The 24,949-nt window shown below is 69.4% G+C and carries 15 protein-coding genes and 1 pseudogene; 9 read left to right on the forward strand and 7 right to left on the reverse strand.

All coding sequences use genetic code 11. From position 1 onward, the window contains the following. The first annotated feature begins 28 nt into the window (after positions 1–28). The 8 genes from AC1RTO_RS04370 (at position 29) to AC1RTO_RS04405 (ending at position 10,771) form a co-directional block, all read left to right on the forward strand. Positions 29–730 carry a SapC family protein gene (locus tag AC1RTO_RS04370; protein WP_493159676.1) on the forward strand — a complete coding sequence of 234 codons (702 nt, stop codon included), beginning with the start codon at positions 29–31 and terminating at the stop codon, positions 728–730. A 4-nt stretch (positions 731–734) separates the two neighbouring features. Further along, the gene (locus tag AC1RTO_RS04375; protein ID WP_493160329.1) at positions 735–1,757 is read left to right on the forward strand and encodes a cupin-like domain-containing protein; all 1,023 of its coding nucleotides are present in this window, start codon (positions 735–737) and stop codon (positions 1,755–1,757) included. Then, positions 1,754–3,256 carry a tryptophan halogenase family protein gene (locus AC1RTO_RS04380; protein WP_493159677.1) on the forward strand — a complete coding sequence of 501 codons (1,503 nt, stop codon included), beginning with the start codon at positions 1,754–1,756 and terminating at the stop codon, positions 3,254–3,256. The genes AC1RTO_RS04375 and AC1RTO_RS04380 overlap by 4 nt, the downstream gene beginning before the upstream one ends. A 133-nt stretch (positions 3,257–3,389) precedes the next feature. After that, positions 3,390–6,449, forward strand: coding sequence for a DUF4982 domain-containing protein (locus tag AC1RTO_RS04385; protein ID WP_493159678.1), 3,060 nt, complete (start codon positions 3,390–3,392; stop codon positions 6,447–6,449). Then, positions 6,446–7,252 (forward strand): sialate O-acetylesterase, encoded by an 807-nt coding sequence (locus AC1RTO_RS04390; RefSeq protein ID WP_493159679.1) that lies wholly within the window; start codon positions 6,446–6,448, stop codon positions 7,250–7,252. The genes AC1RTO_RS04385 and AC1RTO_RS04390 overlap by 4 nt, the downstream gene beginning before the upstream one ends. Before the next feature lie 143 nt (positions 7,253–7,395). Further along, the gene (gene kdgD / locus AC1RTO_RS04395; protein ID WP_493160330.1) at positions 7,396–8,325 is read left to right on the forward strand and encodes a 5-dehydro-4-deoxyglucarate dehydratase; all 930 of its coding nucleotides are present in this window, start codon (positions 7,396–7,398) and stop codon (positions 8,323–8,325) included. Between the two features lie 17 nt (positions 8,326–8,342). After that, positions 8,343–9,230 (forward strand): LysR family transcriptional regulator, encoded by an 888-nt coding sequence (locus tag AC1RTO_RS04400; protein ID WP_493159680.1) that lies wholly within the window; start codon positions 8,343–8,345, stop codon positions 9,228–9,230. Next, positions 9,227–10,771 (forward strand): carboxylesterase/lipase family protein, encoded by a 1,545-nt coding sequence (locus AC1RTO_RS04405; protein WP_493159681.1) that lies wholly within the window; start codon positions 9,227–9,229, stop codon positions 10,769–10,771. The genes AC1RTO_RS04400 and AC1RTO_RS04405 overlap by 4 nt, the downstream gene beginning before the upstream one ends. A gap of 37 nt (positions 10,772–10,808) precedes the next feature. On the opposite strand, the gene AC1RTO_RS04410 is transcribed toward AC1RTO_RS04405, so the two are convergent. After that, on the reverse strand, positions 10,809–12,635 hold the full coding sequence (locus AC1RTO_RS04410; RefSeq protein ID WP_493159682.1) for a DUF8034 domain-containing protein: 1,827 nt from the start codon (positions 12,633–12,635) through the stop codon (positions 10,809–10,811). Continuing rightward, complete coding sequence (locus AC1RTO_RS04415; RefSeq protein WP_493159683.1) at positions 12,632–13,975, reverse strand: MFS transporter; 1,344 nt, start codon at positions 13,973–13,975, stop codon at positions 12,632–12,634. The genes AC1RTO_RS04410 and AC1RTO_RS04415 overlap by 4 nt, the downstream gene beginning before the upstream one ends. A gap of 394 nt (positions 13,976–14,369) precedes the next feature. Between AC1RTO_RS04415 and AC1RTO_RS04420 the strand changes: the two genes are divergently transcribed. Beyond that, positions 14,370–17,270: a TonB-dependent receptor gene (locus AC1RTO_RS04420; protein ID WP_493159684.1), complete on the forward strand. Its 2,901-nt coding sequence runs from the start codon at positions 14,370–14,372 to the stop codon at positions 17,268–17,270. Between the two features lie 315 nt (positions 17,271–17,585). On the opposite strand, the pseudogene cobA reads toward AC1RTO_RS04420, so the two are convergent. From cobA to AC1RTO_RS04445, 5 genes and pseudogenes are all read right to left on the reverse strand, one after another. Continuing rightward, positions 17,586–18,314 (reverse strand): annotated as a pseudogene (cobA, locus tag AC1RTO_RS04425) (uroporphyrinogen-III C-methyltransferase); the annotation flags it as partial. Then, on the reverse strand, positions 18,304–20,910 hold the full coding sequence (locus AC1RTO_RS04430) for a molybdopterin-dependent oxidoreductase (RefSeq protein ID WP_493159685.1): 2,607 nt from the start codon (positions 20,908–20,910) through the stop codon (positions 18,304–18,306). The pseudogene cobA and the gene AC1RTO_RS04430, both read right to left, overlap by 11 nt. Then, positions 20,907–21,245: a nitrite reductase small subunit NirD gene (gene nirD, locus AC1RTO_RS04435; protein WP_055846773.1), complete on the reverse strand. Its 339-nt coding sequence runs from the start codon at positions 21,243–21,245 to the stop codon at positions 20,907–20,909. Before nirD ends, AC1RTO_RS04430 begins: the two co-directional genes overlap by 4 nt. Then, entirely contained in the window at positions 21,242–23,725 is a 2,484-nt protein-coding gene (nirB, locus tag AC1RTO_RS04440) for a nitrite reductase large subunit NirB (protein ID WP_493159686.1), read from the reverse strand. The genes nirD and nirB overlap by 4 nt, the downstream gene beginning before the upstream one ends. Next, positions 23,722–24,948: an alginate export family protein gene (locus AC1RTO_RS04445; RefSeq protein WP_493159687.1), complete on the reverse strand. Its 1,227-nt coding sequence runs from the start codon at positions 24,946–24,948 to the stop codon at positions 23,722–23,724. Before AC1RTO_RS04445 ends, nirB begins: the two co-directional genes overlap by 4 nt. Position 24,949: the final 1 nt, after the last annotated feature.

A 24,949-nucleotide genomic window follows, 5' to 3' on the forward strand; every position in this document is an offset into this window, starting at 1 on the left:
GGCGGCCTTCTTCGGCTAAGAGGGTGTCATGGCTGCGGTTCTGCTCAACAACATCGATCATCGCGACCTGCGCGTCGCGGTGGGGCATCACGCGCGCTACGGCGACGCGATCAACCAGGCGCGCGTGTTTCCGGCCGAATATGAGGAATTGCAGCGCGACTATGCGATCTTGCTGCGCCGCGACGAGCGGGGCGACCTGTTCGCGACGGTCCAGCTCGGGCTCGATCCCGACGAAAACCTGTTCCTCGACGGCGAACGCTGGGACGCGCGCTACGTCCCCGCGACGTGCGCGCGCGGGCCGTTCTCGATCGGCGTCGACGAGCAGGGCGAGCCGATGATCCACGTCGAGCCCGACCATGTCCGGATCGTCGCGGACGGCGAACCAGTGTTCCTGCCGCTCGGCGGCAATGCGCCGCTGCTCGACCATGTCTCCGCGATGCTCCAGCGCATCTATCTCGGCCTTCAGACCGAACGTGCGATGTTCGACGCCTTCGATGCTGCAGGCCTGTTGGAACCGGCCACGCTGCAACTTGATCTGGGCGAGGGGCGGCGCTACAACATCCCCGATCGCTTCACGATCGACGCGGGGCGGCTCGCGGCGCTGGACGGCGCGGCGCTGGAGCGGCTGCACCGGCACGATCACCTGCGCCCGGCGCTGTGGATCGCCTCGTCGCTCGGCAATCTGCGCCACCTGATCGACCGCAAGCTACGGAGCGAGGCCCGTGGCTGAACCGTTGCGCGTTTCGCGTCCCGTCCGCGAGATCCACGAGGCGAACGTCTTCGATCCCGCGGCGCTGGTTGCCGCCGGCGAGCCGGTGATCCTGCGCGGGCTGGCCGCCGACTGGCCGCTGGTCCGTGCCGGGCGGCGCTCGGCGCGGGACGCCGCGAACTATCTGCGCGGGTTCGACATCGGCCGGCCGGTCACCGCCTATGTCGGCGATCCCGCGATCGGCGGCCGTTTCCATTATGACGCGACGGTCACGGCGATGAACTTCACCGCCGAACGCCCGACGCTGGGCGCTTTTCTCGACCGCGTCCTGGGCCATTGCGGCGACGACGCGGCGCCATCCCTGTACATAGGCTCGACCGACCTCGACACCTATCTGCCCGGCGTCCGGCAGGACAATGTGCTGCGCCCGGAGACCGGCTTGTTCGACGCCTATCCGCCGGTCGCGAGCATCTGGATCGGCAACCGCACGATCGCCGCGGCGCATCACGACATGTCGAACAACGCTGCGGTCTGCGCGGTCGGGCGGCGGCGCTTCACCCTGTTCCCGCCCGATCAGGTCGCCAACCTCTACCCCGGCCCGCTCGCGCCGACGCCCGGCGGGCAGGTGGTGAGCATGGTCGATTTCGCCGCGCCCGATCTCGCCGCCTATCCGCGCTTCGCCGAGGCGGTCGCGGCCGGATCGGTGGCGGAGCTGGAGGCGGGCGACGTCCTCGTCTATCCGGCGCTCTGGTGGCACCATGTCGAGGCGCGCGACGATTTCAACGTGCTGGTTAACTATTGGTGGAATGCCGCGCCGGCGTTCCTCGACACGCCGATGGACACGCTGCTGCACGCATTGCTCAGCTTGCGTGACCGCCCCGATCACGAGAAGCGCGGCTGGCGCGCGATGTTCGACCATTATGTGTTCGGCGATGCCGAAGCGGTCGCGGCGCATCTGCCCGCCGCCGCCCGCGGGCCGCTGGCGCCGCTCGACGAGGCCGGCGCCCGCCAGCTGCGCGCCTATATGCTCCACCGGCTGAACCGATGACCGACGCAAGCGACACCTCCCAGCCCACGCCCACCCGGGTCGTCGTCGCCGGCGGCGGCACCGCCGGCTGGATCGCCGCCGCCGCGCTGACCCGCCAGCTCGGGCCGCTGGTCGCGGTGACGTTGGTCGAGTCGGATGAGATCGGCACCGTCGGTGTCGGCGAATCGACGATCCCCACCGCGCGCAGCTTCCACGCCTTCCTCGGGATCGACGAGGCGGCGTTCATGCGCGCGACGCAGGCGACCTTCAAGCTCGGGATTTCATTCGAGAACTGGCGGCAGGTCGGCGAGCGCTATTTCCACCCGTTCGGCAGCGTCGGGCGATCGGTGATGATTGCCGACTTCCAGCATTTCTGGCTGGAGGCGCGGGGGCGCGGCTTCGGTGGCGATTACGGCAGCTATTCGCTGGAGCAGCAGGCGGCTGGTGCCGGGCGGTTCGGTCAGGACGCGGAACAGTCGCTGGCCTATGCCTATCACCTCGACGCAAACGCTTACGCCCGCTTCCTGCGGCAGGCGGCCGAGCCGTGGGGCGTGACCCGCGTCGAGGGGCGGATCGAGCGGGTCGAGCGCGATAACGACAGCGGCGATATCGCGGCATTGGTCCTCGCGTCGGGCGAGCGGATCGCGGGCGACCTGTTCATCGACTGCACCGGTTTCCGCGCGCTGCTGATCGAGGGCGCTTTGGAGACGGGCTTCGACGACTGGTCGCAATGGCTCGCCACCGACCGGGCGCTGGCGGTGCAGACCGAGGCGGTCGTCCCGCCGGTCCCCTACACGCGCGCGATCGCGCACCGCGCCGGCTGGCGCTGGCAGATCCCGTTGCAGACGCGCGTCGGCAACGGCCTCGTCTATGCCAGCCAGCATATGAGCGACGACGAGGCGCATGCGACGCTGGCCGCGGGGCTCGAAAGCCGTCCTCTGTTCGAACCGCGGCCGCTCCGCTTCACCGCGGGGATGCGCCGGCAGAGCTGGAACCGGAACTGCGTCGCGCTGGGCCTTGCCGCGGGGTTCATCGAGCCGCTCGAATCGACCAGCATCCACCTCATCATGAATGCGGTGACGCGCCTGCTGCAGCTGTTCCCGTTCCGCGGCGGCGACCATCGCGCGCTGGCCGGACGCTTTAACGCGCAATCCCGCCACGAATGGGAGCATATCCGCGACTTCATCATCCTCCACTATCACGCCACCGCCCGCGAGGATTCGCCCTTCTGGAGGGATTGCGCGAACCTCGCGATCCCGGACAGCCTCGCCGAACGCATCGACCTGTTCGCGGCCAGCGCCGGCGCGTGGCAGGGGCAAGACGACCTGTTCCGGATCGATTCCTGGGTGTCGGTGATGCTGGGGCAGGGGATCGCCCCACGAGACCATCACCGGATCGCCGGCGTCATCGGGACGCCGGCCCTGCAAGCGTCGTTCGACGACCTGCGCGGCGGCATCGCTCGGACGCTGCAGACCTTGCCGCGGCATGACGACTTCCTCGCGCGATATTGCCGGGCATAGGCGTTTCAGCCCAGCGGAAATCGCCATCGACCATCGGCAGTTGCGCAGAACCACGTTATAGTGGATCACGCTTCCGAAATATGGGAACTGCGTGGCAGGCCTTCGCTGCCGGATCGACAGGATCCCCGGGAGGATGACCATGCGCTTCCACTGGCTGGCGGCCACTGCCGCGACCGCTATCGCCCTCGCCGCACCGGCCGATGCGCATGATGCGTCCACCGTCGTGGCGTCCGGGCGCAGCAGCTTCAACCTCAACCCCGCGTGGCGGATGACGACCGGCGATCCGCAGGGGGCGCAGCAGATCGGCTTCGACGATCGCAGCTGGGGCGAGGTGACGCTGCCCAACGCCTTCAACGAAAAGGAGGCCTTCGCCCGCGACATCAAGGACCTGTCGACCGGCATCACCTGGTATCGCAAGCGCATCACGCTGCCCGCGGGCGCGGAGGCGGGCAAGGCGTTCCTCGAGTTCGAAGGCGTCCGTCAGGCGGCCGAGGTCTGGGTCAACGGCCGGTCCGTCGTTCTTTCCGAACGCGGCGCGATGGCGTTCGGCGCCGACATCTCGCGCGCGATCATGCCGGGGGAGAATGTCATTGCGGTGCGCGTCGACAACGACTGGCGCTACAAGGAGCGCGCCACGGGCAGCGGCTTCCAGTGGAACGACCGCAACTTCAACGTCAATTACGGCGGCATCACCCGCAACGTGAAGCTGCACCTGACCCCGCACACCTATCAGACGCTGCCGCTGTTCTCCAACCTCGGCACACTCGGGCAATATGTCTGGGCCGACGCCTTCGACCTCGCCGCCCGGTCCGCGACGATCCACGCCGAAACGCAGGTGCGCAACGAGCAGGCCGAACCGCGCAGTCTGTCCTACCGGGTCGAGGTGCGCGACCGTGACGGCCGGGTCGTCGGCCGGTTGGACGGCGGCACGGTCACGCTGGCGCCGGGCGAGACGCGCACGCTCGCCGCAGTGGGCCGCATCGGCGACCTGCATTTCTGGAGCTGGGGCTATGGTTATCTCTATCGCGTGACGACCAGTCTGGTCGAGCGGGGCCGGGTCATCGATGCGGTCGACACGCGTACCGGCTTCCGCGCGACGCAGTTCGGCGATGGCATGATCCGGCTCAACGGCCGCGTCATGCAGGTTCACGGCTATGCGCAGCGCACCTCGAACGAATGGCCTGCGGTCGGCGTGTCGATCCCACCGTGGATCAGCGACTTCTCCAACGCGCTGATGGTTGAGAGCGGCGGCAACATGGTGCGCTGGATGCACATCACGCCGTCGAAGCAGGACATCGAATCCGCCGACCGCGTCGGCCTGCCGCAGGCGATGCCCGCCGGCGACGCCGAGCATGACGTCGAGGGCCGGCGCTGGGACCAGCGCAAGGAGCAGATGCGAGACGCGATCGTCTACAACCGCAACAACCCGTCGATCCTGTTCTACGAAAGCGGCAACGAGAGCATCAGCGAAGGCCATATGGCCGAGATGAAGGCGATCCGCGATCTCTACGATCCGCACGGCGGCCGCGCGATCGGGTCGCGCGAGATGCTCGACAGCCGCACCGCCGAATATGGCGGCGAGATGCTCTACATCAACAAGAGCGCCCGCCTGCCGATGTGGGCGATGGAATACAGCCGCGACGAGGCCGCGCGCGCCTATCAGGACGACCAGACCCCGCCGTTCCACAAGGACGCGCCGGACTATAACCGCAATCAGGATAGCCAGGCGCGCGAGGACGTGCGCCGCTGGTGGGACTATTACCGCATCCGCCCCGGCACCGGGCGACGGGTGAGTTCGGGCGGCGTCAACATCATCTGGTCGGACAGCAACACGCACTATCGCGGCGACAACAATTACCGCCGCTCGGGCGAGGTCGATGCGATGCGGCTGCCCAAGGAGAGCTTCTACGCGCACCGGACGATGTGGACCGGCTGGGTCGATGCGGAGACACCGGCGACCCATATCATCGGCCACTGGAACTACGCTCCAGGCACGACGAAGGACGTCGCCGTCGTTTCGAATGGCGAGCGGGTTGAGCTGTTCCTCAACGGCCGGTCGCTGGGGCAGGGGACGCGATCGAGCGGCTTCCTGTTCAGCTGGCCCGGCTTGCGCTGGCAACCCGGATCGCTGCGCGCGGTCGCCATCGGCGCGGACGGCCGCCGGTCGGAACATGGGGTGGAGACCGCCGGCGCGCCGGCCGCGCTGCGGCTGGTGCCGCATACGGGGCCGCGCGGCTTCGTGATGGACGGCGCCGATCTGGCGCTGGTCGATGTCGAGATCGTCGATGCGAAGGGGCGGCGGGTGCCGACCGCCAATGACATGGTCACCTTTAGTCTGGCTGGGCCGGCGGAGTGGCGCGGCGGCATCGCGCAGGGCGACAGCTCCGGGAAGCCGCGCTCGGCAGTTGCGGTGCAGGCGGAGGCGATTCCCGGCACGACGCCGACCGCCGGCACCGCCCGGGGCGAGGACAATTACATCCTGTCGCAGCGGCTGCCGGTCGAGGCCGGGGTCAACCGCGTGCTGCTGCGCGCGGGCACGGCGCCGGGGCCGGTGCGGGTCACCGCCACCGTGGCGGGACTGAGGCCGGTGACGCTGACCATCCCGACCGTCGCCGCGCCGCCGGTGCGGGGCGGCCTGTCGCGCGTCTTCGCCGATACCGCGCAGCCGGGCCTCCTCGGCCGCGGACCGACGCCGCCGGGGCCGTCCTATCGCGTCACCCGAACGACCCATCTGCCGGCGCAGGTCGTCGCCGGCGCCAATCAGGCGGACAGCGCGAAGACGATCGACGACAACGAACTGACCCGCTGGGCGAGCGACGGCACGCCGAGCAACGCCTGGATTGAATATCGTTTCGCCACGCCGGTGACGCTCGACGCGGTCGAGCTGAAGCTCGTCGGCTGGCGCTCGCGCGCCTATCCGATCCGGATCACGCTCGATGGCCGGGAGGTATGGCGGGGGGAGACGGAGCGCCAGCTCGGCTATGCCCCGGTCGGCTTCCCCGCCGCCACGGGCCGAGTCCTGCGGATCACGCAGGTCGCGCCGACGCAGGACCGCGATGCGTTCGGCAAGATCGTCGAGGTCGGCAACGCCAGACAGGCGGGCGACACCGGCGCCGACGCGGTGCCTGCCGGCTGGCGCCTCGCGATCGTGGAGGCGGACTTCCACGGCCCCGTCGCCGCGGCCAGACCATGAGGGCCGCGGCCATCGCCTCGATCGCGCTCGCGCTCGCGCTGCCGATGTCGGTCGCGGCTTCGTCCCCCGGGACGGGGCCGTACGACGTCTATGTGCTGGCGGGGCAGTCGAACATGTCCGGCCGGGGCGCGCTGGCGGATCTGACTGCGGCGGACCGCGTCGCCGATCCCCGTATCCGCCTCTACGGCAACGACGGGCGCTGGCGGGTGGCGGTCGATCCGCTCGACGATGCCGCCGGGCAGGTCGATCCCGTCTCGGCCGACCGGCAGGCGGCGGTCGGTCCCGGCCTGCCCTTTGCCCGCGCGATGCTGCGCGGCCGCGGCCGCCCGATCGTGCTCGTGCCGTGCGCCAAGGGCGGCAGCGCGATCACCGAATGGACGCCGGCATCGGCAAGCAGCACGCTCTACGGCTCCTGCATCCGGCGCATCCGGGCGGCGGGCGGCCACCTTGCCGGCCTGCTCTGGTATCAGGGGGAAAGCGACGCGCGGACGCCGGTCGGGACGGCATGGGGCGAACGGTTCGCGACGTTGGTCGCCGCCGTCCGCAGCGACCTAGGAACCCCGACGTTGCCGGTCGCCTTCGTCCAGCTCGCCGACACGCCGGTGGCTGACGGCGCGCGCTATCCGAACTGGGCGGCGGTGCAGGCGCAGCAGGCGCAAATGGCGCTGCCATGCGTCGCGATGGTCCCGGCGGCGCGGCTGGCGCGCAATCCTGACGAGCTTCATCTGTCCACCGCTGCGCAACGCACGCTCGGCCGACGGCTGGCGCGGGCGATGACGCGGCTGATCCGCAGCGGCTGCTGAGCGCGGATCGGCATCAAGCCAAGAGGCGCATCGATCGAGCGCGGCTTTGGTTTGGACGCTGCAACGGCACCATCCTACGACAGGCTCCAAGACCCGCGATGCATCGTCGGCGAGAGAATGACAGGAGAGCCCGAGTGACTGACATGAGCCCGACCGATATGGCACGCCACCTTGGCGGGGGGCTGCTGTCGTTCCCGGTCACGCATTTCGACGAGGATGGCCAGTTCCTTGAGGCGCCCTATCGCGAACATTGCGCCTGGATGCTGCAGCATGAGCTGACCGGCCTGTTCGCCGCCGGCGGCACCGGCGAATTCTTCTCGCTGACCCCGGCGGAGGTCGCGACGGTGGTCGCCGCCGCGGTGGCCGAAGCGGGCGGCAAGCTGCCCGTCATCTCGGGCTGCGGCTATGGCACCGCGATCGCCACCGGCATCGCCCGCGACGCCGAAAAGGCGGGGGCGGACGGCCTGCTGCTGCTGCCGCCCTATCTGGTCGGTGCCAAGCAGGAGGGGCTGGAACGCCATATCGAGGCGGTGTGCCGCGCCACCGGCCTCGGCGTGATCGTCTATAATCGCGACAATGCGGTGGTGAACGACGAGACGCTCGCCCGCCTCTGCGATCGCAACCCCAACCTCGTTGGCTTCAAGGACGGCGTCGGCGACATCGAGCTGATGACCCGCATCTATGCGCGGATGGGCGACCGGCTGACCTATATCGGCGGGCTGCCGACCGCGGAGACGTTCGCGACGCCCTATCTGACGATGGGCGTCACCACCTATTCCTCGGCGATCTTCAACTTCATGCCGGAATGGGCGCTCGCCTTCTACAAGGCGGTACGTGCCGGCGACCAGCTGGAGGTGATTCAGCAGCTGCGCGACTTCGTGCTGCCGTATATCACACTGCGCAACCAGGGCCGCGGCTATGCGGTGTCGATCGTCAAGGCGGGCATGCGCATCGTCGGGCGCGATGCAGGTCCGGTCCGCTCGCCGCTGACCGACCTGTCCGATGCCGAGCACGAAAGCCTGCGCGTCTTGATCGAGCGGGTCAGCCCGAGAGCCCTCGCCGCCGCCGCCTGAGCCGGTTAGGCTGGGCCATGTTCGAACTCAGCCAGCTCCGCTGCTTCGTCGCCGCCGCCGAGGAACTGCACTTCGGCCGCGCGGCGCAGCGGCTCAACATGACGCAATCGCCGCTCAGCCGGCAGATCCAACTGCTCGAGCGCATTCTCGACGTCACCCTGCTCGAACGCACCAGCCGCAACGTGGCGCTGACCCCGGCGGGGCGCGTGTTCCTGATCGAGGCGCGGCGGATCGTCCGGCTGGCGGAAAGCGCGCAGCTGTCCGCGCGGCGCGTGGCCAAGGGCGATGCGGGCAAGGTCGCGATCGGCTTCACCGCGGTATCGGGCTACAATCTCGTGCCGCAGATCGTCGCGCAGGCGCGCGCGGCGCTGCCCAATATCGACCTCGAACTGCGCGAGATGGTGACGACCGATCAGGTCGATGCGCTGCTCACCGGGCTGATCGACATCGGCTTCGTCCGGCCACCGCTCGCCCGGCAGGAATTCGACACCGCTCTGGTGCTGCACGAACCGCTGGTGGTGGCGCTGCCCGCCGGCGATCCGCGTCAGGCGAAATCGGTGCTGGAGCCGGCGGATTTCGACAGCCAGCCGCTCATCATGTACGCGCGTCAGGGCGCGGGCTATTTCCACGACATGCTGATCCGGCTGTTCGACGAGGCGGGGGTCAATCCGCACTATGTCCAGCACGTGACGCAGATCCATTCGATGCTCGGCCTCGTCCATGCCGGGCTGGCGGCGGCGATCGTGCCGGAATCGGCATCGGGGCTGCACCTGATGGACGTCCAGTATCGCCGCTTCGCGACCGAGCCGGAGCGGCCGGTCGAACTCTACATGGCGTGGCGGCGCGACAACCATAACCCGGCGCTCGCACCGATGCGGCGGCTGTGTGCGGAGACGGCGGGATGACGATCGATCGGCGCACGGTTCTGGCCGGGATGGCGGTACTGCCCGCGGCGGCGGGGGCGCGCGGCACCGATCCGGTCGCGACGACGCGGTACGGCCGGGTGCGGGGGCTACGCGAGGACGGGGTGCTGGTGTTCCGCGGCATCCGCTACGGCGCCGACACCGCCCCCCGCCGCTTCCGCCGCGCCGTGCCGCCGCAGCCGTGGAGCGGGGTGGCGGATGCGACCCGCTACGGGCCTGCGGCGCCGCAGACCAAAGCGGATGAGCGGACGTCGGAGGATTGCCTGTTCCTCAACGTTTGGACGCCAGCGCTCGACGCCGGGCGGCGGCCGGTGATGGTCTATCTGCACGGCGGCGCGCATGCGCACGGATCCGGTTCGGATCCGCTCTACGACGGCAAGATGCTGGTACGGCGCGGCGATGTGGTGGTGGTGACGCTCAACCACCGGCTGGCGGGACTCGGCTATGGTTATCTCGCGCAGGCGGGTGGGCCGGCGGAGAGCGGCAACGTCGGCAACCTCGACATCACCCTCGCGCTGCAATGGGTGCGCGACACGATCGCGGCGTTCGGCGGCGATCCGGCGCGGGTGATGATCTTCGGCCAGTCCGGCGGCGGCGCCAAGGTGGTGACGCTGATGGCGATGCCGGAGGCGCGCCCGCTGTTCCACGCCGCCGCGACGATGAGTGGCCAGCACGTCACCGCCGCCGGCCCGAACCACGCCACCGCGCGGGCGAGGGCGTGGATGGCGAAGGCCGGCGCGCGCGATGCAGCGGAGCTGGCGACCCTGCCCGTCGAGCGGCTGGTCGCGGCGATGGCGATGACCGATCCGTTGGAGGGGAAGGGGGAGATCAGCTTCACCTCGACGCTCGACCACGGCATCCTGCGGCGCCACCCCTTCTACCCCGACGCCCCGCGCGAGGCGGCACACATCCCGCTCGTCATCGGCAACACGCATGACGAGACCGGCCTGTGGATCGAGGCGATGCTGAAGCGCGGCGACACGACATGGTCGAACCTGCCCGAACGGTTGCTGTCGCAGATGACGCGCGACGTCGGCGTCGACCACGTCATCGCGCGCTACCGCCAATTATACCCGCAGCGGACGCCGGGGCAGATCCTGCTGGCGGCATCGACCGCGGGGCGGTCGTGGGCCGGGCATCTGATCCAGGCGGAGGAGCGCGCGAGGATTGGCGCGCCGACGTGGATGTATCAGCTCGACTTTCCCGCGCCGGAGGCGGGCGGCGTGCTCGGTGCCTTCCATTCGCTCGACATCGGGCTGGTGTTCGACAACACCGCGGTCCCGAATGCGCGAACCGGCAACGATGCCGGGGCGCAGCGGCTCGCCGGGCAAATGGCGGACGCGTTCATCCGGCTCGCACGCACCGGCGATCCTAATGGCGCGGGCCTGCCGGCATGGCCGCACTACGATCTCGCGCAGCGGCGGACGATGATCTTCGACCGGCAGGTGCGCGTGGAGGCCGATCCCCGCCGCGAGGAACGGCTGCTGTTCGCGGTGGCGCCCTACGTCAAGCCGGGCGGCTGACGCATACTCGTCATTGATCTATCGTATATCCGTACCCTCACCGGTCCCACGGAAAGGCCAGCGTCGGCAGGTTGGCGTAGCGCGTCATCGCCAGCGTCAGCCGCGCGCCGCAGCCCGGCTCCAGCCGCACGGTAAATTCCCGCCCGTCCAAATCCCGCGTGACGTCGTCGACCGTCACCGCATCGATGCGATGCTCGGCATAGCTCCCGCCCTGCACCGTCACCGTTCGCGCGACACGGCCGGTGTTGACCAGCGTCACCTCGGTCGACCGGTCGCCGAGCGCGTGGACCAGCGCCGCAACATCCTCTGGCACCCCCGCGCGCCGTCGTTCCGCGTCGAAATAGCGCAGCCGGCAATGCAGTGGCACGCCTCCCTGTGGCGGGCTGGTCGGCGACCATGGCGGCCGGGCGATGTGCATGCCGCCGGTCATCGTCTGGATGAGTGCGGTCGCGCTCGCCGGATTGATGTCGATCGTCCAGTCGGCCAGCCGCTCGAGCCGCGTCGTGCGATCCGCCTGCCGCTTCGTCACCCGCGCCGCGACTCTGGCGAGGTCGGCGGTCAGCGCCTGCTCGGCATAGCCCTCGTTGCGGCCGTGGAGGAAGGCGATCCACGGATGGTCGCCCGCTGCCGCCAGATCGGCGGGATCCTGCGTCGCATACCAGATCTCGAACCCGCCCGTGCGGTACGGGCCGGGCTTCCACCCGTACCAGCCGTCCGCGCCATACATGGTCGGTGCCGCCATCGCGCCGTCGACCCGCTTCGACGCGGCGTTGATCCGCGCCGATTGCCGCCGCCAGAGGTGGATATACTCCCGGTCGCCGGTCAGCAGCAGCCCGTTGTAGAAAGCGGTGATCGATCGCGGCACGCGGTTGCGGTTCTCGCGCTTGCCGGTCTGCGGCACCTTGGGCGAGAAGCCCCAGCCATAGACGCCGCTCCACCAGTTCCTGCCGACCTTGCCGTCGAGGCCGACATGGCTCGGCACGATATCGCCATTGGCCCGCGCCCGCTCCATCCACGCATCCAGATAGTCGAGCGCCCAGCCGCGGAACCGCTCGCCCGCGCCGAGCGCAAAGGCGTTGAGGCCCAGCGTCGTCGCCTGCAGGTTCAGCGGATTGTCGCCGACCACGGCGCCATATTCGTCGTAATGGCTGAGGGTCTGCGCGTAATTCTGCTCGCCATGCTCCATGTGGAACGCGCTGGTGTCGAACGGATCGCCGGTCCAGTCGAGCGGCGTCGCCTGTCGCAGCATTGGCCCGCGGCTGCCGTTCAGTACGCTGCGGATCACACGCGCTTGTGGATCGTAGTTGGTAACCGAGCGGTCCCGCCCGGTGTAGAAATCGGCGTAGCGGCGGGTGCGCGCGATCAGCGTCGCGTCGCGCGGCGCGCTCAGCCCCATGACGTTGAAGCTGGTCAGCCCCTCGCTGTTGTGCTGCCAGTCCATCTGCACGGGGAATTCGCGATAATACATGCCGGCCCGCGCAATCGGCACCTCTACCGTGCGCGCCGCGGTATATTGCCGCAGGTGCCCCTCCCAGAAGCGCTGCGCCAGCGTCAGCAGCCGGTCGGGCGCGCCGAGCGCATGCAGCGTCACCCAGTCATTGGTCGCCTCCGCCGCATCGTCCGGCCCGTCGTTCGCGCCCCAGCGTTCGAACACCTGCAAGGCGTCGCCCGGCCCGACATATTTCGCGAAGAACGCCTCGCACGCCGCGGCATTGGCGGCGAGCAGTTGGCGTTGCAGCAGCGCCCAGCGCGGCGCGGCCATCGGCGTGGCGATCCGCAGCGGCGGCGCCTTCCCCCGGGCCGCGGCGGGCAGCAGCGTCAGCGCCGCCCCGGCGGTCAGCAGCGCGCGGCGATCGATCGTCATGCCAGCAGCTCCAGCCGGCGGATCGGCCCGACGATGACGAGGAAGGCAAAGATCGTCAGCAGGCAATGCGCGCCGACGAACACCAGCGCCCAGTCGAACGACCCGGTCGCGCCGACGATGAAGCCGACGACGATCGGCGTGACGATCCCGGCGATATTGCCGAACATGTTGAACACGCCGCCCGACAGGCCGGCGAGCTGCTTCGGCGCGACGTCCGCCATCACCGCCCAGCCGAGCGAGGCGACGCCCTTGCCGAAGAAGGCGACCGCCATCAGCACGATGACCAGCCATTCCGCCTCCACCCAGACGCAGGCGATGATCGCGGTGGCGAGCAGCATGCCCGCGACCAAAGGCCCCTTGCGGGCGAGGTCGATGTTGCCGGTCCGCTTCAGGATCGCATCCGATGCGAACCCGCCGACGAGGCCGCCGACGAAGCCGCACATTGCCGGCGCGGCGGCGGCGAACCCCGCCTCCATGATGTTGAGGCCGCGTTCCTTGACCAGATAGATCGGGAACCAGGTCACGAAGAAATAGGTGAGCACATTGATGCAATATTGGCCGAGGTAGATGCCCAGCATCATCCGGTTGGCGAGCAGCCGCCGCACGTTGGGCCAGGTGAAGCTGCGCGTCGTCGCCTTCGCCTCTTCCATCCGGATCAGCCCGCCGCCGGCCTCGATATGGTCGAGTTCCGTCTGGTTGATCGAGGGGTGCCGGACCGGGCTGTGGATGTAGCGCACGAACGCGAGCGCGGCGAGGATGCCGAGCAGCCCCATCGCCCAGAACACCGATCGCCAGCCGAAGCTGTGCGCCAGCCAGCCCATCAGTGGTGCGAAGGCGACCAGCGAGAAATATTGCGCGCTGTTGAAGATCGCCGAGGCGGTGCCGCGCTCCGGCCCCGGAAACCATGCCGCGACCAGCCGTGCGTTGCCGGGGAAGGACGGCGCCTCGGCGAGGCCGACGAGGAAGCGCAGCACGAACAGCGTCGCGACCGCGGAGATGATCGGAAACCAGCCGACGAAGCCCTGCATCGCGGTCATCAGCGACCAGAGCGCGATCGCGCCGGCGTAGATGCGCTTGGTGCCGAACCGGTCGAGCAGCGCGCCGCCGGGGATCTGCGCGAGCACATAGGCCCAGGCGAAGGCGGAGAGGATGAAGCCGGTCTGCACCGGCGACAGGCCGAGTTCGCCCGATGCCTGCGTGCCAGCGATCGAGAAGGTCGCGCGGTCGGCATAGTTGATCGAGGTGATGAGGAAGATCAGCGCGATGATCCGGTAGCGCACCCGCGTCGGGCGTTGCCCGGTCGCGGGGCTGGCGTCGGCCTTGATGGCGGCGGCGTTCATCGGGCACTCTCCTGTGCGGTGCATGCTCCCGTCTTGTCGCGGGTCGGACCGACGCTAGCGACGGCGGGGGGCAGGGTCCAAGTCGAAAAGCGGGATGATCGAGTTACGACGTGGCTGGATACGTGCCCGTTCGCCCACGATCCCCGCCGCCCCGGGCGGGTTCCGGGGTCTACGGTGCAGCATGGGAACGGCAGGCGCCTCCTGCGGCGCCCTTGCGGATGAGGGATCCCAAAACCGGTCCGGGGTGACGACCACGCCACCCATGCACGACCCGCAACGATCCATGCCGTTTTCAGGTTGGCTTTGCGCATCCCCGCGGCGCTACCCCAGCATGACAGAACCGACCCCGGATACGGCAAGGTCGGACATTTTAGTGAGGGGATCGATGATGGGCATGTCCGGCATCCGTGGACTGAAGATCGCGCTGGGGCTGACCACGGCGGCGATCGGCCTCACCGTGGCGCCCGCCTTCGCGCAGAAGGCGCCCGAGACGAATGCGGAAAAGGCCGCCCGCGCGCCGGGCAACCAGCAGGATACCGACGCACCGCCGGCCTCGCCCGCGGTCGCGCCCGTGGCCCAGGTCGCCGATGCGCCGCAGCTCGACGACGGCGCGCAGGACATCGTCGTCACCGGCTTCCGCGAGAGCCTGAGCAGCGCGATCAACATAAAGCGCAACCAGACCGCGACCGTCGACGTCATCAAGGCGGAGGATATCGCCGAATTCCCCGATCTCAACCTCGCTGAATCGCTGCAGCGCATTCCCGGCGTCGCGATCAGCCGGGTGAACGGCGAGGGCCGCAACATCTCGGTCCGCGGCCTCGGCCCCGACTACACCCGCGTCCGCATCAACGGCATGGAAGCGATCGGCACCACCGGCGGCACCGACAATTCGGGCGGCGTCAACCGCGGCCGCGGTTTCGACTTCAACATCTTCTCCTCCGACCTGTTCAACAGCCTCGCCGTCCGCAAGACCGCGACGGCAGACGTCGAGGAAGGCTCGCTCGGCGCGACCGTCGACCTCCAGACCTCGCGCCCGTTCGACTACAAGAAGCCGACCGCGGTGATCTCCGCGCAGGCGAGCTACAACGACCTGCGGCGCAAGGCGACGCCGCGCTTCTCGGGCCTCGTCACCACCTCGACCCCCGACGGCCGGTTCGGCGTGCTGCTGTCGGTCGCCTATGAAGAGCGCAAGCTGCGCGAGGAAGGCGCCAACATCACGCGCTGGACCTATGGCGGCTTCAACGGCGGCTTCAACGCCGCCTCGACGCTGGCGGGCTATACGCTCGGCCAGATCAACTACGGATCGACGGCGGCGCAGACCGATTATGCCGGGCAGGCGCTGTTCCACCCGCGCATCCCCGGCCTCGTCACCTATGAGATCGACCAGAAGCGGCTCGGCGCGGCGGGGTCGGTGCAGTTCCAGCCGACCGACGCGACGCTGATCTCGCTCGACGGCCTTTATTCGCGTCTCGACGGCACCCGCGCGGAATCGCAGATCCAGGCGATCAGCTTCAGCCGTTCGGGCACCGGCAAGCCGCAGACGATCATCCGTTCGGGCGTGGTGGACGAAAATCGCAACATCATCAGCGGCACGTTCGACAATGTCGATGTCCGCTCGCAGAGCCGCTACGACATCCTGCGTACCGATTTCTATCAGGGCACCGCCAACCTCGAACAGAAGTTCGGCGATGCGGTGAAGTTCGTCGGCACCGTCGGCTATGCCAAGTCCGAATTCACCAACCCGACGCAGACCACGGTGACGATCGACGCGGTCAATTCGAACAACTTCTATTACGACTTCTCCACCCGCTTCCCCACGATCCGCCCCGGGTTCGACGTCACCAGCGCGGCGAGCTACACCTTCACCAACGGCAACAGCGAGGTGCGCGTCCGGCCGCAGACGGTCGACAACAGCTTCAAGACCGCCAAGGGCTATCTGGAATGGACCGCGAGCCCGGTCATCAAGCTGAAGGCGGGCCTCGACTGGCGCGAATTCCAATATGCCTCGACCGAGGGCCGCCGCAACGCGGGCGAGACGGTGGTGCAGACGCTGACCCCGGCCCAGATCGCCGCCGCGACGACGCTGCACACCGACTTCGGTCGGGGGATCGACCTGCCCAGCGGCACGCCGACGTCATGGCTGGTGCCGGACATCAACAAGTTCGCCGAGCTGTACGGCATCTACACCAACCCGCTCTACGCGGTCGGGCGGCTCGACAATGCGACCGCGCGCGGATCGTACATCACGGTGCGCGAGCGCGACACCGGCGCCTGGGGCATGACCGAATTCAACCTCGCCGATGCGGGGGTGCCGCTGCGCGGCGATGCCGGCCTGCGCTACGTCCACACCAACCAGCTCTCGACCGGCTATGCGGGGCAGGGGACGTCGGTGAACCTCGTCACCGCCGAGCGCAGCTACAATCGCTGGCTGCCGTCCGCCAACCTCGTCTTCGACATCACCGATACGCTGCTGATCCGCGCCGGTGCGGCGAAGACGCTGGCGCGTGCCGGCATCGCCTCGCTGACGCCGGGCGGCAACCTCAACATCTCGGGCAGCAACCGCGGCTTCAGCTCGGGCAATCCGGATCTGAAGCCAACCGAATCGACCAATATCGACGCCAGCCTCGAATGGTATCCGACCAAGGGCGCGGTCTATGCGATCTCGGGCTTCCAGAAGGACATCGGCACCTTCGTCCAGTCGCTCAGCGTCAACGTGCCGTTCGCCGACCTCGGCCTGCCCGCATCGCTGCTGACCGGCAGCGCGGCGTCGCCGAACGACATCTTCACGGTGACGCAGCCGGTCAATTCGAGCGGCGGCAAGCTGCGCGGGTTCGAGGTGAACGTGCAGCAGCCGCTCACCTTCCTGCCGGGCTTCCTGCGCGACTTCGGCGTGCTGGCGAACTACACGTTCGTGAAGTCGGACATCAAATATCTGCTGTCGGCGACCAGCACCGCGACCGTGACGCAGCCGCTCGTCGGCCTCTCGCGCCACGCCGCCAACGCGACGGTCTATTACGAGACCAAGCGCTTCTCGATCCGCGGCTCGATCGCCTATCGCGACAAGTATCTGACCGCGGTGCCGGGCACCGAGGGCAACAGCTACAATGGCACCAATTCGACCACCAACGTCGATGCGCAGGTCAGCTACAACATCACCGATGCGCTGAAGCTGAGCCTCGAGATGATCAACCTCACCGACCAGTTCAACGACCAGTATGTCGATGCCACCAACCGCCTGAACGTCCTCACGCACAGCGGCCGGCAGTTCATCTTCGGCGCGCGCTACGCCTTCTGATCGACGCGCGGGGCGCGGTCAGTCCTGACGGACGCCGCGTCCCGCGACGGTTTCATACGCCGACAGTTCGTCGCCGATCGCCACCTTCGCCGCCAGATCGTCGGCCCGCGCCTGATCCTTCGCCGCCGCCTTCGCATCGTCGGGATGGCCGTCCGGATCGGCGGCGCCGACATTGGGGCTGGCGGGGACGTAGAGGATGCGGTCGTCGGTCTTCGGGTCGGCCATGATGGTATCTCCTTCTTGCCCAACCAACGCGTCGGCGAGGCGCCGGTGCCGCGGCGCGCGGGAGTCCGTCCGACCCACGGCTCGGCACGGCGCCATCGCCGCGCCGATCAGCAGCAGGGCGGGGTCTCGATCGCCGATCGTCCGCACCAGGAACGACAGCGCATCGAGCCGCCCGTGGATCAGGCGCTCGTCGGGCAGCGAGACGTTGACCGCGACCAGCACCGGCGTGTCGGGCGACAGGCCGGCGTGGATCAGGTTGCGTGCGACCTCCGCCGCGGCGGCGCGACCCATATAGACGCCGAGCGTCGCGCCGGTGCGCGCCAGCATCGGCCAGTCGAGGTCGAGCGGCTCGCCGGCGCGCGCATGCGCGGTGACGAGGGTCAGCGAGCGGGCCTGACCGCGCAGCGTCAGCGACAGCGTGGCGGAGGCCGCGGCGGCGCTGGCGGCGGTGATGCCGGGGCAGATGCGAACGGGGATGCCGTGCGCCGTGCAGGCCGCGATCTCCTCGGTCGACCGGCCGAAGACGGACGGGTCGCCGCCCTTCAGCCGGACGACGCGCCGCCCCGCGAGCGCCGCGGCGACGATCATGTCGTCGATCGTCCCCTGGTCCTTCGAATGGCGGCCGGAGCGCTTGCCGACGCTGATCCGCGCGATCCCGGCGGGGATCAGGTCGAGCACGCCGGGGCCGACCAGAGCGTCGTGGAAAACGACGTCGGCGGCGGCGATCAGCCGTTCGGCCTTGCGGGTCAGCAGCTCCGGGTCGCCGGGGCCGGCGCCGACCAGCCAGACGGTGCCGGGGGCGATGATGTCATGCGGCATGGCTGGAGCCTTCCTGGAGCAGCTTGGCGAGGGCGGGGCGGCAGGACCCGCAATTGGTCCCGGCCTTCAGCGCGATGCCGATCGCGGCGACATCGGTCGGGCGCTGGTCGGCGATGCAGGTCAGGATGGTCTTGAGCCCGACGTCGAAACAGGCGCAGACGATCGGCCCGCGGTCGACCTGCACGCCCGGCGCGCGGCCGGCAAGCAACGTCGGGGCGGCCTGTGGCTCGGCGAGTTGCGCGACCAGCCAATCGCGCGGCGGCAGCGTCCCGTCGCGGGTGACGAACAGTGCGGCGGCGAGGCGACCGTCGCGCAGGATCGCGATGCGGCGGGTGCCGCGCGCGGCGTCGATCGCCTCCAGCCGCTGGCCGGCGGGCAGCAGCGCGTCGAGGGCGGCGGGGTCGCCGTCGCCGGCAAGGTCCCAGGCGGTGCCGCACGGCACCGCGACGCGCGTCGCCCACAGGCAGTCGGGGCGGGCGGCAAGCTCCCCGGCGACGATCACGAACCCGCGCCACGCGCTCGCGACCGGGGCGATACGTGCCGGCGTCGCCTTGAAACCGGGCTGGCCCGAAATCGGGTCGGCGAGCGGGCGCGGCAGCAAGCCGGTGCGCCCGCCGGTGGCATTGCGATCGGTCCAGTGGATCGGGGCGAACAGCTCGCCGACGCGCTGGGTGGTCGCGACGCGCACCCGGAACAGGCTGTCGCCCTGCGGCGTGGCGACCCGGGCGAGGCCGCCGTCGGTCAGCGCCAGCGCGGCGGCATCGTCGGGGTGGACCTCGACCAGCGGCTCCTCGCGATGGCGCGCGAGCTTCGGGGACAGGCCGGTGCGGGTCATGCTGTGCCACTGGTCGCGATAGCGCCCGGTGTTGAGCGTCATCGGCCAGTCGGCGAGCGGTGGGGCGAGCGGTTTCTGCGCGACCAGCACCAGCCGCGCGCGCCCGTCGGGCGTCGGGAAGCGCCCGTCGGCGAACGGCGTGCCGCCCCAGCGGAACGGCGCCATCGCGTCATAGGCGGCATTGCCCAGCGCGGCATGGCCGGGGAGGGCGAACAGGCGTTCGCCGTGATTCTCATAGGCCGACAGGCGGCAATGCTCGCGCCAGATCTCCGCGGGGCGATCATAGGCGAAGGCGGTCTTCCACCCCATCCGCCGCGCGACCTGCGTGACGATCCACCAGTCGGGTTTCGCCTCGCCGGGCAGCGGCAGGAAGGCGCGCTGGCGGCTGATCGTGCGGTCGGAATTGGTGACGGTGCCGTCCTTCTCGCCCCAGGCGGCGGCGGGCAGGCGGACGTGGGCGTGGACGCTGGTATCGGTCTGCGCGATCACGTCGCTGACCACGACGAACGGGCAGGCGGCGAGCGCCTCGCGCACCCGGCCGGCGTCGGGCATCGACACGGCGGGATTGGTCGCCATCACCCACAGTGCCTTGATCCGGCCGTGGCCGAGCTCGCGGAACAGGTCGACCGCCTTCAGCCCCGGTTTGGCGGCCACGTCCGGCGCAGCCCAGAAGCGGGCGACGCGGGCGACGTTGTCGGGCGCGAAGTCCATATGCGCCGCCAGCGTCGAGGCGAGGCCCCCGACCTCGCGCCCGCCCATCGCATTGGGCTGGCCGGTGATCGAGAAGGGCGCCGCGCCGGGCTTGCCGATGCGCGCCGTCGCGAGGTGCAGGTTGACGATCGCATTGACCTGATCGGTGCCGGCCAGCGACTGGTTCACGCCCTGGCTGAACAGCGTCACCGTGCGCGGGGTGGCGGCGAACAGGTCGAAGAAGCGCCTGAGGTCGTCCGGCGGCACATCGCATGCGCGCGCCGTCGACCACAGGTCGCTGCCCTCTCCGAACGAATCCCAGAAGCGGTCCGGCACCGCGACGTAGCGCGCCAGATAGGCGTCGTCGACGACGCCCGCCGCGCGGCACCAGGCGAGCAGCCCGTGCATCAGCGCGACGTCGCTGCCGGGACGGATGGCGAGGTGCAGGTCGGCCTCGTCCGCCGTCTCAGTCCGGCGCGGATCGATGACCACCAGCTTCGTACCGCGGGCGGCGCGCGCGGCCTGGATGCGCTGATAGACGATCGGGTGGCACCAGGCGGTGTTGCTGCCGACCAGCACGATCAGGTCGGCGGCGTCGAGGTCGTCGTAGCTGGCCGGGACGATATCCTCGCCGAAGGCACGGGTGTGGCCCGCGACCGCGCTCGACATGCACAGCCGCGAATTGGTGTCGATGTTGGCGGAGCCGATGAAGCCCTTCATCAGCTTGTTGGCGACGTAATAATCCTCGGTGAGCAGCTGGCCGGACACGTAGAAGGCGACGCTGTTGGGGCCATGCCTGGCGATCGTGTCCCGAAACTTGCGGGCGACGAGGTCGAGCGCCTTGTCCCACGACGCGCGGCGCTGGCCGATCATGGGGGTGAGCAGGCGGCCGTCGAGGCCGATCGTCTCGCCGAGGTGCGTGCCCTTGGAACAGAGCCGGCCATGGTTGGCGGGATGGTCCGGGTCGCCGGCGATGGTGGCGGTGCGATCGCCGGTCGGGGTGGCGAGGACACCGCAGCCGACGCCGCAATAGGCGCAGGTGGTGCGGACTCCGTTCGCCCCGAGCGTCACGCCGCCGCTTTCAGCACGCTGGTGCGGCAGATCAGCACCCGCCCCGCCGATACCTTTACCGGCACGACCGGCGTGCAGCCCTTGTCCTCGCCCAGCGCCTCGCCCGTCGTCAGCGATATCCGCCAGTTGTGCAGCGGACAGGCGACCGCCCCGCCGTGCACGATCCCCTGCGACAGCCGCCCGTGCTTGTGCGGACAGCGGTCGAGCAGGGCGAAGACCTTGCCGTCGCCGGTGCGGAACACCGCGATGTCGTCGCCGCCGGTGACCTGCACCGTGCGGCTGCCGCGGACGGGGATCTCGTCGACCCAGCCGATGTCGAGCCATTCGCCGGTCATGCCATTTCCCTCCATGATTCGACTGGCGCGCTGTCCAGAGGTGTGAAGACCGCCATCGGCGCATGCTGTTCGCGCGCATCGCCGGCGGCGCGGGCGGCCCAGGGGTCGTCCTGCATGAAGGTCTGCGAATAGCGGAAGCGCGCGGCCAGCGCGTCGCGGCCCTCCGCGTCGTCGGCGATGCGTTCGCGGATATAGTCGACGCCGATCCGCTCGATCCACGGCGCGGTGCGCTCCAGATAGCGCGCCTCCTCGCGGTACAATTGGATGAAGGCGGCGCAATAGTGCATCGCCTCCTCCTCGGTGGCGACCTTGCACAGGAAGTCGGTGGCGCGGACCTTGATCCCGCCATTGCCGCCGACGTGCAGTTCGTAGCCGCTGTCGACGCAGACCACGCCGAAGTCCTTGATCGTCGCCTCGGCGCAGTTGCGCGGGCAGCCGCTGACCGCGATCTTGAACTTGTGCGGCATCCAGCTGCCCCAGGTCATCCGTTCGACCTTGACGCCGAGCCCGGTCGAATCCTGCGTGCCGAAGCGGCACCATTCGGATCCGACGCAGGTCTTCACCGTGCGTAGCGACTTGCCATAGGCATGGCCGCTGACCATCCCGGCGGCGTTGAGATCGGCCCAGACCGCGGGCAGATCCTCCTTCTTGATCCCGAAGATGTCGAGCCGCTGGCCGCCCGTCACCTTCACCATCGGCGCGTCGAACTTCTCGACGACGTCGGCGATCGCGCGCAATTCCTTCGGCGACGTCAGGCCGCCCCACATCCGCGGCACGACCGAATAGGTGCCGTCCTTCTGGATGTTGGCATGAAGGCGCTCGTTGACGAAGCGGCTCTGCTGGTCGTCCTTATATTCGCCGGGCAGTGCGCAGAGCAGATAGTAATTGAGCGCCGGCCGGCACGACGAACAGCCGTCGGGTGTGCTCCACGTCAGCTGCTGCATCACCTCCGGGATCGACCGCATGCCCTGCGCGACGATCTCGCGGCGGACGTCGTCGTGGCCGAAGCTGGTGCATTTGCACATCGTCCGCACGGTGCGCTCGCCGGAATAATCGTCGCCCAGCGTCACCGCGAGCAGCGTCTCGACCAGTCCGGTGCAGGACCCGCACGAGGCGGACGCCTTGCAGGTCGCGCGCACCGCATCCAGCGTCGTGTTGCCGGCGCCGATGCAGGCGACGACCTTGCCCTTGGTGACGCCGTTGCAGCCGCAGATCTCCGCATCGGCGGAGAGCGCCGCAACGGCCGCCCTAGGGTCCGCCTGCCCCCCTCCCGAGGCGAAGGCCTGACCGAAGATCAGCATGTCGCGGATCGCGGAGACGTCCTCCTCGCGCTTGAGCAGGTCGAAATACCAGCCGCCGTCCGCGGTATCGCCGTACAGCACCGCACCGACGACGCGGTCGCCCTTGACCACGACGCGCTTGTAGACGCCGCGGCTGGCGTCGCGCAGCACGATGTCCTCCGCCCCGTCGCCGCCCGAGAAATCGCCCGCCGAGAAGACGTCGAGCCCGGCGACCTTCAGCTTGGTCGAGGTGACCGAGCCGCGATAGCCGGTGTGGCGTTCGGTCAGCCCGTCGGCGAGTGCGCGGCACATGTCCCAGAGCGGCGCGACCAGCCCATAGACGTTGCCGTCATGCTCGACGCATTCGCCGACCGCGAGGATCGACGGATCGGAGGTGACCATATGGTCGTCGACCTGGATACCGCGACCGACCGCGAGCCCAGCGTCGCGCGCCAGCGCCACCGACGGGCGGATGCCGACCGCCATCACGACGAGGCTGGCGGGAATGACCGTGCCGTCCTTCAGCGCGACGCCCTCGACATGCGTGTCGCCGAGGATCGCGGCGGTATGCGCCTCGGTCAGGATCGTCTGCCCCCGCGCCTCCAGCGCCGACTTGAGCAGCCAGCCCGCCGCCTCGTCCAGCTGCCGCTCCATCAGTGTCGGCATCAGGTGGATGACGGTGACCTTCATGCCACGCAAGCTCAGGCCGTGCGCCGCCTCCAGCCCGAGCAGCCCGCCGCCGATCACCACCGCATCGCCCCCGCGCCCGGCCGCCGCGAGCATGTGGTCGACGTCCGCCATGTCGCGGAAGCTGATGACGCCGGGCAGGTCCTTGCCCGGCACCGGGATGATGAACGGATCGGACCCGGTCGCGATCAGCAGCCGGTCGTAGGCGACGCTGCGCCCCGATCGCGCCGTCACCGTTTTCGCCGCGCGGTCGATTCCCTGCACCGGATCGCTCGCGATCAGTTCGATCGCGTTCGCGGCATACCAGGCGGCATCGTTGATGACGATCTCGTCGAACGTCTTCTCGCCCGCCAGCACCGGCGACAGCATGATCCGGTTGTAGTTCACATGCGGTTCGGCGCCGAAGATCGTCACGCGATAGCGGTGGGGATCGCGGGCGATCAGTTCCTCGACGGCGCGGCAACCGGCCATGCCGCTGCCCACTACGACCAGATGTTCACGCGTGTCTGTCATATCGTCCAGTCCATTTGGAGCCAGAATTTGCGGGTGTTGGTGGCGAAGCGGTCCGCGTCATAATCGGCGTAGCGGACGCTGGCGGTGGTGCGGCCCAGCTTGGCCTGCGCGAGCAGGTCGATCTCGTTGCCGTAATGGCGGACCAGCCGGTCGCTCTCGAAGCGGTGATAGACCGCCTGCAGCGACACGTTGCGCAAGCTGCCGACCTGCTTCCAGCCCCAGCCGGCGCTGGCATAGAGGTCGCGGATGCCGTCGGCCGGGGTGGTGGTGAACTTGTCGGCCCAGCCCTGGAACTTGAAGATCGCCGACAGCGGCGTCTGGAAGCTGGTCAGCGCCGTGCCGCGGTCTGCGCCGAGCACCTCGTAGCCCGCACCCAGCTTCGGCCCGGCCCCGGGTCCGGCCCCCACTCCTGCAAAATCGATGCCGACGTCCACCAGCCAGTAATCGGCCTTATAGTCGTTGGGGTTGCGGTGGTAATCCGACTGGCGGGCGTGGCTCGCCTGCCAGCTCAGCGTCGGCCTGCCGAGCTTGCGCGATCCCGCCAGCCGCACGCCATAGCTCTGGCTCGACAGGCGAAAGCCCTGCACCGGCGCCTCGTCCTGGTCGACCAGATAGGCGAAGCCGGTCAGCGTGCCGATCGGCGAGGCCCAGCCCAGCGTCGCGAAGACGTTGTCGCCGCCCACCGCCTGCGGCCGCGCGCCGGCCCCGTCGATGCCCCAGATCGTCCGCAGGCTCCACGCATAGGTGACGTCGGCCTTGATCCCCGTCACCGGCACGACCTCGGCGCGAACCGCGTCGAAGGTCTGGCCGTTGTTGCGGATCGCCGCCGCGCCGACGAAGCGTTCGTCGTCGAGCTGGATACGCTGGCGCCCCGCGGTGAGCGTCAGCGGCGCGGTGCGATATTGCAGCTGTGCGCGGTACAGGGCGATGCTCTGCGGATCGTTGATCGACGGGCGCAGCGCCGCGGAACCGTGCAGGCCGTCGTAATAGTCGCCGACGATGGCGAGGTTGCCCTGTGCCTCCGCGAGCGCCGACCATGGTCCTTCGCTCACCTGCACGCCGGCGCGGATGCGCGCGGTCACCGCATCGGACCGGTCGGGCAGGCCGTCCTGCGCGACATGTTCGTGGCGCAGGCGGGCGTCGATCAGCGGCGTGATCGTCTGTGCCGTGGCCGGAACCGTGCCGACGAGCGAGAGGAGGGGGAGAGCGAAGGAATAGCGCATA

The organism is Sphingomonas sp. GW821-FHT10F09 (assembly GCF_058809195.1).